At 44.4% G+C, this 15,142-nt stretch carries 10 protein-coding genes; 6 read left to right on the top strand and 4 right to left on the bottom strand.

The window, feature by feature from the left end:
• From R7Z47_RS12960 to R7Z47_RS12950, 3 genes are read left to right on the top strand one after another with little or no spacing between them, the layout of a single operon-like run.
• A complete protein-coding gene (locus tag R7Z47_RS12960) occupies positions 1-1,041 on the top strand; it encodes a glycosyltransferase family 2 protein (protein ID WP_170897275.1) in 1,041 nt (346 codons plus the stop codon).
• A gap of 2 nt (positions 1,042-1,043) precedes the next feature.
• Positions 1,044-2,450: an ArnT family glycosyltransferase gene (locus tag R7Z47_RS12955; RefSeq protein ID WP_170897276.1), complete on the top strand. Its 1,407-nt coding sequence runs from the start codon at positions 1,044-1,046 to the stop codon at positions 2,448-2,450.
• Positions 2,451-2,454: 4 nt separating this feature from the next.
• A complete protein-coding gene (locus tag R7Z47_RS12950; RefSeq protein ID WP_033905699.1) occupies positions 2,455-2,877 on the top strand; it encodes a GtrA family protein in 423 nt (140 codons plus the stop codon).
• 127 nt (positions 2,878-3,004) lie between these two features.
• Here R7Z47_RS12950 and R7Z47_RS12945 read toward each other — a convergent pair whose 3' ends face one another.
• The 3 genes from R7Z47_RS12945 to R7Z47_RS12935 all read right to left on the bottom strand — a co-directional run bounded on the left by R7Z47_RS12945 (position 3,005) and on the right by R7Z47_RS12935 (position 10,058).
• Positions 3,005-3,949 carry a hypothetical protein gene (locus R7Z47_RS12945; RefSeq protein ID WP_170897277.1) on the bottom strand — a complete coding sequence of 315 codons (945 nt, stop codon included), beginning with the start codon at positions 3,947-3,949 and terminating at the stop codon, positions 3,005-3,007.
• A gap of 3 nt (positions 3,950-3,952) precedes the next feature.
• Positions 3,953-7,462: a T6SS effector BTH_I2691 family protein gene (locus R7Z47_RS12940; RefSeq protein WP_318130121.1), complete on the bottom strand. Its 3,510-nt coding sequence runs from the start codon at positions 7,460-7,462 to the stop codon at positions 3,953-3,955.
• A gap of 262 nt (positions 7,463-7,724) precedes the next feature.
• Positions 7,725-10,058, bottom strand: a complete 2,334-nt coding sequence (locus R7Z47_RS12935) for a YgiQ family radical SAM protein (protein ID WP_042522835.1) — start codon at positions 10,056-10,058, stop codon at positions 7,725-7,727.
• A gap of 425 nt (positions 10,059-10,483) precedes the next feature.
• Here R7Z47_RS12935 and R7Z47_RS12930 point away from each other — a divergent pair, with 425 nt between their 5' ends.
• The 3 genes from R7Z47_RS12930 (at position 10,484) to R7Z47_RS12920 (ending at position 14,091) form a co-directional block, all read left to right on the top strand.
• Complete coding sequence (locus tag R7Z47_RS12930; protein ID WP_042522833.1) at positions 10,484-12,940, top strand: EAL domain-containing protein; 2,457 nt, start codon at positions 10,484-10,486, stop codon at positions 12,938-12,940.
• 87 nt (positions 12,941-13,027) lie between these two features.
• The gene (locus tag R7Z47_RS12925; RefSeq protein WP_005389354.1) at positions 13,028-13,738 is read left to right on the top strand and encodes a hypothetical protein; all 711 of its coding nucleotides are present in this window, start codon (positions 13,028-13,030) and stop codon (positions 13,736-13,738) included.
• 152 nt (positions 13,739-13,890) lie between these two features.
• Positions 13,891-14,091 carry a DUF4250 domain-containing protein gene (locus R7Z47_RS12920; protein WP_005376762.1) on the top strand — a complete coding sequence of 67 codons (201 nt, stop codon included), beginning with the start codon at positions 13,891-13,893 and terminating at the stop codon, positions 14,089-14,091.
• A 21-nt stretch (positions 14,092-14,112) separates the two neighbouring features.
• On the opposite strand, the gene metR is transcribed toward R7Z47_RS12920, so the two are convergent.
• Positions 14,113-15,024: an HTH-type transcriptional regulator MetR gene (gene metR / locus R7Z47_RS12915; protein WP_005386724.1), complete on the bottom strand. Its 912-nt coding sequence runs from the start codon at positions 15,022-15,024 to the stop codon at positions 14,113-14,115.
• Positions 15,025-15,142 lie beyond the last annotated feature (118 nt).

The following is a 15,142-nucleotide window of genomic DNA, read 5'->3' as shown; positions in this document are numbered from 1 at the left end:
ATGTCAACCTTCAACATTCACGCTGCAACCTTTTCAAAGGTGAGCCAACACACTGAGCCTAAAACAGTTTTGTCTGTTGTGGTGCCATTCTTTAACGAGCAAGAAGTCTTACCTGAATTTCATCGTCGTTTAGCCGCCGTTTTGGATGAAATGCCAGAACGCTGTGAAATCGTTTATGTGGACGACGGCAGCAAAGACGAGAGCCTAATGATCGCGCAAAACTTTTCTCAATCTTCTAGCGACGTTCGTTGTATTGCACTAAGCCGTAACTTCGGCAAAGAGTCCGCCATGAGCGCTGGCCTGGAACACTGCCAAGGTGAAGCGGTGATCGTGATTGATGCCGACTTGCAAGACCCGCCGGAGTTGATCCCGCAAATGGTATCAAAATGGCGTGAAGGGTATGACGTGGTGAACATGCAGCGCAGCGAACGCCACGGTGAAACTTGGTTCAAACGCTTCTCGGCCGCTTGCTTTTATAAAGTGCTTAACAGCATGGCGAAATTGGATGTGCCTGAGAACGTGGGCGATTTCCGTTTACTGAGCGCAAAAGTGGTTAAACACATCAATGCGTTGCCAGAGCGTAACCGATACATGAAAGGCATCTTTTCTTGGCCGGGTTTCAAGCAAGTGACGGTTCAGTTTGAGCGTGACGCTCGTTTCTGTGGTGAAACCAAATGGAACTACCTCAAGCTGATTGGCCTTGCAATGGACGGCATTACCTCGTTTTCCATTCGTCCTTTGCGTTTAGCGACACTTGCCGGTGCATTGGTGGCGTTCAGTGCCTTTATCTATGGCGCATTCATAGTGATGAAAACTGTTGTATTTGGTGAGCCTGTCACTGGCTACCCATCCATGATGGTCGTCCAACTTGCATTGGGCGGTGTGCAACTGCTGTCGATTGGCCTTTTGGGCGAATACATTGGCCGCATTTTTATCGAGACCAAGCAACGTCCTCTTTATCTTGTTCAGTCTGTTTACGAGCAGCCTGCAAAACATCAATCCATCCAAACCATGAAGTTTAAACTGGGAGAAACCGCGTAATCATGAGTATTAATAAAACCCATCTGTGGTTGTTGTTGGCGTTTGCTCTTTTACTCCGTCTTATTTCACTTGCCGCTTACCCTTTGATGGACACCACCGAAGCCCGCTACGGCGAAATGGCGCGCTTAATGGTGGAAACAGGCAATTGGCTTACCCCACAGTTTGATTATGGCGTGCCTTTTTGGGGGAAGCCACCCCTGTTCACGTGGATGAGTGCTTACGGCATTGAGTTGTTTGGATTGAATGAATTCGCAGTGCGCGCGCCTCATTGGTTGGCGGGTGTCGCGACTATTATTTTTGTTGCAGCCATGGCGCATCGCGCTGGCTTTAACGCAGTCATCGCAGCGTTGGTATTGGCGACGTGTGGCATCTTTTCAATTGCGGCGGGTGCAGTGATGACAGACATGGCACTGACATTGGCAATGACCATGGCGATGGTCGGCTTTTACTACTGCTGGCTTGGCAAAGACAAACACAGCCGATTGTGGGGTTATCTCGGTTTCTTTGGCTTGGCTTGCGGGCTGTTAGCAAAAGGTCCGGTGGCGATCGTGATCATGGGCATCGCAGTGTTTCCTTGGCTTGTGATTCAGCATGGTTTCTTCGGTGCCTTCAAAGCCTTGTGGCAGCGTTTTCCAATTGTGTTGGGGTTGGCGCTCATGCTGGCGATTGCTCTACCTTGGTACATCATGGCTGAAATGGCGACGCCTGGATTTATTGATTACTTTATTGTTGGCGAGCACTTTAAGCGTTTTGTTGTCAGCGGTTGGGAAGGGGACCTGTATGGCTCTGCTCATGATCAACCACGTGGGATGATCTGGGGATTCTGGCTGCAATCGGCTGCGCCTTGGTCAATTGTATTGCCTATCTTGGCAAGGAAACGTCGTAAGGTACTCAAAGCCATTGAAACGGATCATCAAGGTCTATTTAGCTTCCTGATGTGTTGGCTGATTTCACCAATGATCTTGTTCACCATGGCTGGGAATATTTTGCCTGCTTACGTGCTACCGGGTGTGCCTGCATTGGGTATCTTGATTGCAATGCTGGTGGATAAACACGATTTCAAATGGCTGACCGGAACGGCAGCGGTGTTGCCAGCCCTGCTTATGATTGCGATGTTGGTTTTGAATATGGGCAAAGCAGATAGCCGCAGCGATCGCATCATCTTCGCGCAAATTAATGACAACGCTCCGGTCTTCTACATTGGTAAGCGCCCGTTCTCAGGTCAGTTCTATAGTCATGGTCAGGCGAAAAAGCTTGAAGATAAGAATGACTTAAACAATCTGAAGAAATTCCACCTGATTGGTAAATCGCAGCAAGTGGATAGCATGATTCATGAAAATGCGTTGAGTTGTACCAATGAGTTCACAGCAAAATCGAAACGCTCACTCTACACTTGTGTGGTTGGGTAACGGAATGCGCAAATTACCAAAATTTGCTTCGCTGGAAAGGTTTGCTTCGTTAACAAGGTTTGCTCTAGTAGGTGGTGTCGGCTTTATGGTCGACACCCTTATCTTTTCTGTGTTGTTCCATTGGTTTGGTCTGGATCTGATGCTGGCTCGTGGGATAGCATTTTTGTTTGCAGCAACCACGACTTGGCTTGGCAATCGCTGGCTGACTTTCTCTCAAGCAGAAAAAACCAACCCTTTCGCTCAATGGCAAAAATTTATGGCGAGTGCCTGTATCAGTGCTTTGCCGAACTTTATTGTGTTCAAAGGCGTAACGCTCGCCCTAGGAACGCAAGGGTTGATGGTCTATTTGGCTTTGAGCTTAGGCATATTGGCAGGCATGGTGAGCAATTATTTGCTCAGTGCAAAATGGGTGTTTAGTAGAGGATAGAAAGGTTCGGGCTTACTCTCCTATCCTCGAGTTAAAAATTCGTTATTTGAACCAATTTTTCTTTTTGTACATCAGAGTAAACCTAAAGCTTTTCATGGGGGATGTAAAAAGGTAAATAAGCCAAGGTTTATACCTTGGCTGCCGTTAGTTCAGATTTTGATTGTTCGATTTCAGATTCCGTTTGCCACTTGCCGTTGTAAAGGTATTCACGCTCAGGAAGTGGGGCATTTGACGCCCTTAAATCAAATACCTCTTCGGTTTGATATTCTTTATAACAAACTGGCGTGCCAAACAGTCTAGCCTCTGGCTTAGCTTCAAATAGCTTTTTGTGGTCGGCGACTTCCGTACAGTCAAGCTTATATTCTGTAGCTAGCTGATTGACCATAGACTCTAAGTCAGACACGGTTTTGAAAAATACGTAATAGTGGAATCGGTTGTGTAAGCGTGAAATCTTAGTATGTTCTATATTAATATATTCGCATGTGTCATGCTTAAAAAAGAACTTAATTACTTTTCTTTTCTTATTGTAATCAGCAAAGAGCCAGTCTTCACGTTCTCCGATTCTTACTTCTGTTGGTTCATCAGGCTTGCGTTTAAGCATACCAAATGAAACCAATATAAAGCCACCGGCTCCGACAAGAACCATCGGTCCAGCAACTCCAACCATCACGACACAAACTATTGCTCCAATCCAGCCCATGACTTGAGCCGCGGAGTTTACCCAATTCGGTAAATTACGTCGTTTTTTTATGACTAACCCGCGATCGGAGAAGGTGTAATCATACCGATTGTCCAAACCAAATGTCAGATAAGACACACCAGACATGATTATCGTCAGCCCCGATAAAATGTAAGTTAAGATCATTTCACTACTATCATGTAGGAAATAGGTAAGGAAAAATAATGGACTGACAGCAGCTATAGCAATTGATAGGTATAAGTATCGAAAAGGCTCTTCAATATCGTGCTTATGCCAGACTGTCAGATTCATCCCGTTAAGAATTTTTTGCTCCTGCTCTTCTTGGTATGCTGAAAATTCTTCTGGGGTAATATAGAAAGGTAAATAAGCCAAAGGTTACTCCTGTAAGCTAAGTTCACTATTAATCGAAGATAATGAACTTCTGATCGTTGCTTGTTTGGTATTGTCTGAAATTGCTGTATAAGTTGCACGCTGTTTTGCATTATTTTGGAACCAGTACTTACGGTTAAATTCGCTCTTCTCATCAAGAATGTATTCTATCTCAAATGCTAAATATTTAGCCGAGTCTTTCATTGGTAAAGTCAATTTATAGACACTTTGAGAATCTGAGGAATCTGTTGAACTATCCAACGTTTCTAGATCTACTCCAGTGTGCCAAGCTCCCGACCCCAGTCCTCCCTCTGTTACAGAAGTATTTGTCCGAAGTTTTATTCCATCTCTTGCTGTATTGGTGGGAACTTGGATATGTAGCTCAATACCAAACAATTCTTGTTTTACTGCCGGATACTGTGTTGTTGAATTCGGAACGGTACGCATCAATGGTATTTGGCAGATCAAAGGTTTATCCATTATGGTTTTTAACTCAAAAAGAGCCTCTTGCACTAAAGAAGAATTATGCTTTTCTCTCTCTACCAAGCTTGAGGATTGACTCCACAGGGCTTTATCTGGGTGATAGCCCCAAGGAAGTTTATCTAACCACTTTTGATAATCATCTTGTTTAAGTTTACTCATTATATGATTACTAAGAAGGTAAACTGCAGTAAGGCCCATAATGACAAACATGATCGGACCTCCAAACAGAATATTTGCAGACCAAATCCCAGTTAATCCACCGATAGCTTGAAACCCACCTACAATTGTCAATCCAACTAAAGATGCAAAGTTGAAGTATTCGACAACTCTTGCGCTCCCATGTAAACCGTCTATGTTCTTCCATGAACGATAGGCCTCTATACCCGAAGCAAGAGCTCCAATAACTCCGGTCACAGCTAGCCATTTATTGAATACCTTTAAGTCATCAAGGATCAAGTTATCAAAACCACGGGCATTATTATTTACTAACTCTTTTAATGCTTTATATGAATGTGACCTTAACCGAGGATCACCCTTCACACTATCCCATAATTTACCCGTGCGAATCCCCGTCCAAGCGTTGGCTGTATATAAAAGCTTTTGCTGGATATCTAAAAATTCATCTGAGGACATTAACCCAGTGTCTTGGATACTACTCATGGCATCACCAAGCGCGATGCAGTTAAATACTAATGCCATAAAGCCTAGACCACCGGCATTCTCGAACAGTTTATTCAAATCATTGAGCTTATTCATCACGATCCGCGTTCTAAGCTCGATGGTTCTTTGAGGTAGATCATCAGGTAACTCAATGTACTGTGGGTACTCCAATGTAGCTACAGCGAGTGCCTTCTTAATTCTCTTTTTATTTTTTAAAGCTGTTGTGTATTTAGAGTCGGCTTTGCGGTTGTTTTTCTGGAAGTCAGCAATGACCGCATCGTTTTTCTTGAGCTCACTTGGGTAATCATTTACGCGTGTTTTCCATTTTTTAAAATCGCGAGCGTAGCTTTCATTTACAGTAACTGGCATATTGTGTGCCATATGTTCTGCAATAACGGCAAATAAATAATAGCTATGACGGTTCAGAGGTTTAGCGAAAACAGGCATCAGCGAAATTGATACTTGTGAGGTCATGCTAACACCAAACTCTACAACGCCTTTTGCAAGCGCACCTATTGCAGATTTAAAAATAATATCCAGCTCTTGGAAACCTTTGGCGATATCTTTGAGAAAGGCTGTTTCCGCAGTGTTTGGGTTGGAAACAAAGTCCATGATCTTAGAGTACATATTCACGCGGTTGCTGGTATCAGATATCTGGTCCATCAACTGATTATCAGGATCAGGATTTCCTGAGACGATCGACTGTTCATCAAGCGCCTCTGTAATATTCTTCTCCATCACTTTAAATAAACTACGACTAAACCCAGAGGCATAGAGAGCAAGTAAACTGGTTGGTTTCTCCCATTGGCTTTCAGCCCATTGGCGGTCTTCTTCTTGTATCACCAAAGTAAATGACTCAACCGCTTGCTTGTGTAGTTGATACAAGCTGTACTGCGTGTCTTCGCTGTATAGGTCGAAGGTTCTTTCGAGATGATGCGGCGTTAAGGACTCCATTACTGCGATAAAGTCGCGTTTGACCGAAACCACTTGGGCTAGCATGGTTTCTTTTTGTTCTGACAGCTCTTGCATCTCGCTCAGCATTTGCTTCCAGTTGAGCTGCTGACGCCAGCGTTCAGTCGCTATCCATTGTTCGTATTTACCAAAACGGCTCGCAGAAATTCGATATTTGTCCTGTATCGCTTTAGCAATGTCACTTTGGGTATGTTGGTGTGATTCAATCGCTCCAGCGGAAAATTTAGCAGGATAGCCGGACTGAACTGAGCTTTTGTTCTGCTCTGCCAAATCAAGTTGGTGAGAGGAGTCATAATAGTCAGCCATGTCGGTATAAAACGACAGCTCTTCGCCGTTACGCTTAACGCTAGCTGGCATGTCTATCTCGTCACTTGCACCAAACATACACAGTTGCATGGCGGTCTGCATCAAGTTCCACTGGTTTGAAAACTGGTCAGTGAAAAGGCGGTAAGGGCTTGCGGCACCAACAAAATGCAGTGACATATCTTGAATGTCTGCGGCGTAATCTTTTATCGCGACGAAGTAGCCTGATTCTTCTTCTGGAATCGCAGAGGTTAAATCGCTTTCGACTGCGACAGGTTTAAAGACAGAACCATCTTCATCTGCTTTGGTGGCGATGCCAGAATCCGTAAAGCGACCATCATCGACGGCAGAAGATTCAATATCAGCGACTTGGGTTAACTTATCTATTGGTGCAATGTTGTGCTGATTCTCGTTTGAGGACAGAACAATGGTTTGCATGCGATCGATATGATTACTCGGATTGTTAAGTACGCGCATGAACGTGTGCCATGTCCACCGGTGCTCAGAGAAGCAAATCGATAGTACGCTTCCGTTGACGTAAGTAAGGAAGGGCTTTGCATCTTGTGGTGTCCCACGCTGCTCTGATTTTGGGCTTTCTGACTCTCCCAACTTATAGAGCGTGAATTGCGTTCCTTTGATTTCGTATTCGTCTAAGCTTTTGTTGATTGCATCATACACATACAGCCAACCGTCGCGCAGTTGACGCAGGGTGTAACCAACGGTATTGAGTTTGGCTGGGCCTTGGCCTTTCCATTCTTCAGGCAAACCAAAAGGTTGTGTCTCTTCTGTTTCTAGCTGATCGATGGCATAGCGGACTGGGATAAAGTGCGCAGGTGATGCTTCCGTTGCTTCTTTCTCAGTTTTTAAATTGAGAGGCTCTGGTTCAGACGGCGGTGGCGGATCGATTTTTTTTGTTTCTCCCTCCCAAAACATACTGCGCTCTGGGGGGGAGCCAGCAAGATCATCGGATTCCGTGGTTGGAACGATATTCAGCGATTTCAGTGTACCATCTCTTTCAAATGCCTGAACGGCCTCCTCATAGGTATAGCTGTTGTCATACCAGAACATAGAAGTTTTTGGGGGAAGTGGATTATTCATCGTTAGCCCATGTTTAAGAGTTTTACTCTGTTACGCAAATATCGCACCAAAATAAAGCAATTAAAAATCAATGAGTTATATTTTTATGGTTTTGCTTCAATCAAATAATTGTTTGTTTTTCCAATAAGTTGGTTGGTGTTTACCATTTTTTGTATTGATTGAATCAAAGTTTGAGTTATTAGTGATGCCTCAATGAGCTGACAAAACAAAAGGGCTCCAGAGTTAACTCTGGAGCCCTTTCTAGTATTTAAGCTCTAAATAATTAGCGACGCTTTGGTTTACGTTGACCAGCTAGTTTGCCTTGTCCTTGTGGGCGACCTTGGCCTTGTGGCTTGCTACCTGCCGGGCGGTTTGCACCGTTGCCGCTAGGACGTTGGCCGTTGCTTGCAGGGCGTTGACCACCTGTAGCTTTGCCAGAACCGTTACGGTTACCAGATGGTTTACCATCTTTTGAACCGCCTTCAGAGCGTTTGTTCAAATGACCACCGAAGCCTGGTTGGTTTTTGGTATGTTTGGTTGCAAAGCGGTTTGCCCCGTGACGACCAGATTTACGACGTTGCGCAGGTGTTTGTGCTTCAATGTCTTCTGCAGGAACGAGACAGCCTTGTTTGTCACCAATCAAATGTTTTTTACCCATACTGACTAGGGCTTCACGGATCATTGGCCAGTTTGCTGGATCGTGGTAACGCAACAGCGCTTTATGTAGGCGACGTTGACGTTCACCTTTTGCTACAGGTACATCTTCACGTTTTTTGTACTTCACGCGTTTCAGAGGGTTTGTCTCTGAGTAGTACATCGACGTTGCGTTACACATTGGCGAAGGGTAGAAGTTTTGTACTTGGTCACATTCGAAGTTGTTCTTTTTGAGCCACAGAGCAAGGTTCAGCATGTCTTCGTCTTCTGTGCCTGGGTGCGCAGAGATAAAATAAGGGATTAAGTACTGCTTCTTGCCTGCTTCTGCACTGTATTTCTCGAACATCTCTTTAAAGCGATCGTACGTACCCATGCCTGGCTTCATCATCAGATCAAGAGGACCTTTCTCTGTATGTTCCGGTGCAATCTTCAAGTAACCGCCTACGTGGTGAGTAACGAGCTCTTTCACGTATTCTGGTGATTCAATCGCAAGGTCGTAACGTACGCCAGATGCAACCATCACTTTCTTCACGCCTTCAACTTTACGCGCTTCGCGGTATAAATCGATCGTGTGTTTGTGGTCTGTGTTTAGCTTGTTACAGATGCCCGGGAATACACAAGAAGGACGACGACAGTTCGCTTCCGCTTTTGGATCTTTACAGCCCAGGCGGTACATGTTTGCAGTCGGGCCACCAAGATCGGAAATTGTGCCGGTAAAGCCTGGAACTTTGTCGCGAATTTCTTCAATCTCGTTGATGATAGACTCTTTCGAACGGTTTTGAATGATTCGACCTTCATGCTCGGTAATCGAACAGAAAGAACAGCCACCAAAGCAACCACGCATGATGTTCACAGACGTCTTGATCATGTCGTACGCAGGAATTTTTGCTTTGCCGTACATAGGATGAGGAACACGCGCGTAAGGCAGGCCAAACACAAAGTCCATCTCTTCGGTCGTCAATGGAATTGGAGCTTGGTTTACCCAAAGTTCACGATCACCATGGCTTTGAAGTAACGCTCGACCAGAGTACGGGTTCGTTTCTAAATGCAATACACGGCTTGCATGTGCATAAAGAATGCGATCGTTTCTTAGCTTTTCAAACGAAGGTAAACGGACCGCAGTCGTCGCAGCATCGTGGCGTGATGGGCGAATCGTGATTGGTTGTGCAACTGGCTCGTCTTTTTTAGTTTCACACTGAGTTTCTACTTCGTATGGGTTCTTTGGTATGAACGCTTCTTTACGAGGTTTTTCAATGCGAGAAGAATCAATAACCGTGTAGCCTTCTGGCGCCGCTGGCAAGTTCACGGCAGTACCACGAATATTGGTCATGGTGCTGATATCTTCGCCGTTTGCGATGCGATGTGCTACTTCGACAAGTGCGCGTTCTGCGTTACCAAAAAGTAGGATGTCTGCTTTTGCATCAAACAGTACTGAACGACGAACTTTATCTGACCAGTAATCGTAGTGTGCCACACGGCGTAGGCTGGCTTCGATACCACCTAAAACAATAGGTACTTCTTTGTAAGCCTCACGACAACGTTGAGAGTATACCAACGTTGCGCGGTCTGGGCGTTTACCACCTTCGTTATTTGGTGTGTACGCGTCATCGTGACGAAGCTTTTTATCCGCTGTGTAACGGTTGATCATGGAGTCCATGTTACCCGCAGTGATCCCGAAGAACAGATTTGGCTTACCAAGTTGCATGAACGCATCTTTATTTTGCCATTCTGGTTGAGCAATGATACCGACACGGAAACCTTGTGCTTCTAGCAGGCGGCCAATGATAGCCATACCAAAGCTTGGGTGATCCACATAAGCGTCACCGGTTACAATGATAATGTCACAGCTATCCCATCCTAGGGCATCCATTTCTTTGCGACTGGTCGGCAAGAAAGGTGCCGTACCAAAACACTCTGCCCAGTATTTTTTGTACTCATGAATAGGAGTGATGTTATTGGTCATATTTTGCTCTCTGTTCCAGGGAGCGCGAATTATAGCGATTTGATTATCAGGTATCTATAACAAACTCATCTATTCAAGCTTAGTTCATCGAGTTTTATTTGGTTTGTAAAAATATCAATGCTCTATCGGCGATTTTCTGTCTAATTTCACCTTGAAAGCCTCATGGTTATAGATCGGTTCATGAAAAATGTCGCAATCTTAATACAAAGCATAAGCAATGGTGTGCTTATGTGGGGTAAAGCCTATAATCAAATTAGTGCATATTAAATGCAAAAGGCTGAGCTGCTCTGGAAATAGTTCTAAGTCGATAGGCTTATCGTTGACACAATCCATCTATAAAGAGGATCGGCAGGTCCCAACTGGAATGTCGCGAATTGACTGTGAATTTTGAGCCTTGGGCTAATTACAAAAAAAGGGGCTAGGGTATGAGTGAATCTACGACAACAGTGCATCCAAAAATGCAAACGACTTCCAGTCTAACTCCTGTTATAGAGTGGTCTTACGATATTGATACTCGCGAGTTCGAATGTGATCAGCAAGGAATGGCAAAGGCATTTGGGATAAGTACGCCAGTAACTAGCCTAAATAACTTGTTTGATCATATGCTGATGGGGCAACAAGAAACGCTAAAACAACGAATTCTAGAAGTGGAACTCTTTGGCGGACGGGGGCGGTTTTCTTGTTGCATGATGCTAAAAAACGTTAACTTAGTGCACGTTACTATTAGTTTTGAAAGGCTCAATAAGCGCATTATCCAAGGCACTATCATTCCGCAATTAACAATCACTGGTTGCGAGGAGTTAGCGAAAATTCTCGAAACGATTTTTGATTTGCCAAATGTAGGCGTTTTAGTTGCCGATGAAGATACGCGCATCTTAGGTTGTAACCGTGCCTTTGAGTTACAAATGGGCTATCAAAACCGAGATCTGGTTGGGCTTAAAACTCATATATTCAGTACCTCTCACCATAGCCAAGCGTTTTATGATCAGCTGTGGCAGCAAATTAATGATGAAGGATGTTGGTGTGGTAACTTGCTGAGCAAAACAGCAAACGGTAGCAACCAAGCTCATCATCTTTGTATTTACCGACTTACGTTTCACTCTGGACGAATTCTTTATCTCGGATTTTCTACGGATATTTCTGCTTCGTTGTTGTGGATGAAAAATCGTTGTGAACAACAGCATGATTGGGCTGCCTTTTTACCGACGAGGAAAGAATTTGAACTCCAATTAGCTACCTTAGCGAATGAAAGCAGAAATAAAGAACTCAACATTGTTATGACACTCAGACCCAAGTTTTCGGAGAGATACTTGCTTGAACAGCAATTAGGTTTTGCAGATTTTATTATGCGAAGTCGCTACACCAGTATTGCGGGGCAGTTATCTCGGGACGTGTTTGTCGTATGCTTGCAGACCCCTCATTGTCAATGGTTGAGCCCGGTTCGTTTGATCCAAATTGCCATGAAAGGATTCTTTAATGAGCTTAGAAATGAAATGGGCACAAAAATGCATGCCACTATCGTTAAAGGCCAAACTGGTGTGTCAATCCTTGGCTATGATACGAACCGACCAAGACAAGCGCTAGCACATGCAGCGCAAGCGATGTTGTCCTCTATTTCCGGTGAAGGCAGCTATTTCAACTTTTACGACAGTGAACTTCACTCTGAATTAGTGAAGCGCCAACATCTCGAGGCGTTTTTGGAGGCGCAAATAGAGAGTGGACTAGTGGACGTTTACTTTCAACCGATCATCGACGTTCAAACCGGAAGAGTGGTTAAGTTCGAGGCCCTCGCACGCTTCTATGATGAAAATGATGCGTATTGTACGCAGAAGATGATCGCTATTATTGAAGATCTAGAACTCATAGCGGCACTTGATGATGTGGTCTGCCAAGCTGCGTTGAAGCACTTTCCGCGCTTACAAGAAATTTATGGCGAGGAAGTGGGCGTGACCATCAATCGCTCCCTCAATACGAAATTGGATTCTCTTCAGATCCTTCAGCGGTCGCATGATTTGATTAAAGCCAGTGGTGTAGACCCTAAGCGAGTAACTATCGAGCTAACAGAAACCGCGTATTTTGAACAAGATGAGGAGCATACTCGAGCTCTAGAGGAAGTGCGGAAAGAGGGCATTGAGATCGCGATTGATGACTTCGGTACTGGGTATTCTTCTTTTTCTTATCTAGAAAAAGGGCAGTTTGATTTACTGAAAATAGACCGAAAATTCATCAAGAACATTCATAAAGGGAGCACCAGCTATAACATTGTGAAAATGGTCACCGAGCTTGCACAGCAAATGAATGTAAAAGTGGTTGCTGAAGGCGTGGAATCTAAGCAAGAACTTCAAGTATTGGCAGAAATCGGTGTCGATTACATGCAGGGCTTTCTATTCTCTGCTGCCGTGCCTGTCGATTTGATGGATAAAGCGGACAGTTATGAGCATCTGTTCTCTGACATCGCGATTGAGTCTAAGCAAAGTGATGTGTTGCAATCTTTGAGCCATGAACAAGTCAGGTCTATGGACCCTGGAGAACCGCTCTCCTTGGCAGTGGAGTACATGAATTTGAATCCAAGCTTGCCTTTAGTTGTTCTCAATGAAAATCGTTGTGTTGGGTTAATTACGAAAGAGACGGTGAATTTACACCTAACGCCCTCGATGGGCACAGAGCGAGAAACTGAACGAGAAAGCAGAATTTGGAAACGTCCTGTTAATCAGATAATGAGCACCGAATTTGTGTTGGTTGATGAGGATTTACCTGTCTCTGTTATTCGAGAGTTGGTTAAAACCGGCATTCGTTTCCCTTGGGTATTGTGTAATACCAAAGAAGAGTACCGTGGAGTTTTAACGCAGGAAGACGCGTTGAAGTATCTTGCTTCTCTGTGAATAAAATTGTCTTACCGTTTTAGCTCATTTGGGGGCCGACTTTCGGTGGTTTGGCGATAGTTGATTTGATATTATCGCCCCCCCAAAATGACTTTTGAGCGTGCATTCAACATGATTCAACAATTGCTGGTTACTTTCCCTCCGATGCTATTTGGCGCACAAGCGCTACTGACTTTGCTTCTAATCAAGGGCGATATTTGTCCTGGTCAGCGAGGACGTCTTCATAAAATGTTGCCTGCAGTAGCTGTATTGTGGCTCGCTGTTGCGTCACTTCGCATTGAAGCATTTATGATCGTGTTTGCTATTTTCTACTTCTATTCTCAGGTTCAAACCAAGAAAACGCGTGAAAAAGGGCCACTATGGGCGATGCATTTAGCGAATGGTTTGGCCTTTGCGTATGTGAGTATTCAAGTATTTGAGCAATCAAGCTGGCCAGCATCGATAGCGATGGCGCTAATGATATTTTTCCTTGGGGCGTCATTTTCTCAATTGCTGCTTACGATAGCTCGCAGCAGATTACAGGCATTTCACCGTATTTTACCAGTTACGGGCATTGTGTCTGGAATGCTATTAGTCATCGCAACGTTGTTTGCTTCTTATCAGTTAAATGAAGCCACACTAAACGCTGCGACACAGCCGATCTTGCTGTCTTTAGCTATGCTAATTTCTTCAATTATTGTGTGGTGTTGGCATATTTTTACGCATAAGAAACCAGAAAAGGTGCAACTGAGCGTTGCCTTGTTGCTAGCACTCGCGTCGATGACGAGCCTGCAAGGTTTATTCTCTCTCGCGGCTTAACCTCTATTCTAAAGACAAAGCTAGACAGCTTATATCCAAGTGCTTTCTTGGTGCTTGGGTATAAGGTGATCACGTTTTAGATCGCACTCACTTTAAATTCGCGTGATTACTACTACGCTTGTTTATATACCTTGTCGAAGAGGAGAGTCGCGATGGATTTAAGCAATGTAGGTAATCTGGACAGCACTATTTTGCTAGGTATCGTCAACGAAAAGCTACGTTTAGAGTGCGACAGTTTTGACGAGTTAGTATCAGTGTATGAGATGGATGTAGAGTCTGTAGTCGGCAAGCTTGATATGCTCGGTTATCAGTACGATCCATTGACTAACCAATTTAAAGCATATCAACGCTAAGCCTTTCATAACCCAAATCTTTTAAGCCACCTTGATTCCGTCAAGGTGGCTTTTACATTGTAGCCTCGCGGTTGCGAAAAAAGCTTGTAAGTAACGCTTTTCTTTCTCTGAGTGACGCGTTGCAGCAAACAAGCGACGCCATAAGCCTTGGCCGAAAGGTTTACTGGTAATAAGACCTTGGCGAGAAAATTCAGAAATCGCCCAATTGGGTAGTGCCGCCACCCCTAATCCAGCAGAGACCATCTGAACTAACATGAGAGTGTTGTCGGCTTGCTTCCATTTCGCAGGTTCTATTCCTGCTGGCTGAAGAAAGTGTTTTACGACGTCTAGCCTTTGTTTTTGAACAGGATAAGAGAGCATGGTTTGATCTGCGAGATCTTGCGGCTCAATAATTTCTTTTTCCGCCAATGGGTGGTTGGTTGCGGTAATTAAACGCATTTCAAAGTCGAATAGAGGCTCGTAGTGGACTTCGGATCGAGGTTGGATATCGGAAGTAATAACGAGATCGAGTTCGCCTGCCAATAGAGCTGGGAGTGGTTCAAAGCCAAAACCAGAGGAAAAGTCCAATGTTACGCTAGGCCAAGCAAGTTGGTACTCCCTAAGTGCAGGCATTAGCCATTGGAAGCAAGAGTGACATTCAATGGCCATATGTAATCGGCCATTGACGTCTTCTTTCAAGCTCGCTAAATCATTTTCTGCTCTTGCGAGTTTCGGAAGGATATCTTCTGCAAGACGCAATAGGATTTCTCCCTCTGAAGTGAACTTCACCGGACGAGTCTTTCTCAGGAACAGTTGCCCTCCAATTCGCGCCTCCAAATCTTTGATCTGATGAGACAGTGCCGACTGAGTGAGATGTAAAGCGGTCGCTGTTGCCGTTAGAGAGCCAGTGTCTCGAAGCGAAGTTAGTGTCCGCAAATGTTTTAGCTCTATCATGAATTCCTTTCATCCTTTGTTGCTTGCTATGAACAGAATAGCAATCGTGTAAATAACTTAACGACAAAAAATGGATATGTAAACGTCTAGACGTCTATTTGTTGTGTTTATTTGCGAA

The organism is Vibrio sp. 1641 (assembly GCF_033339995.1).
Classification (GTDB): Bacteria; Pseudomonadota; Gammaproteobacteria; order Enterobacterales; family Vibrionaceae; genus Vibrio; species Vibrio alginolyticus.
The sequence above is the reverse complement of the archived record's forward strand: the minus strand, read 5'-3'. Positions and strand labels throughout refer to the sequence as shown.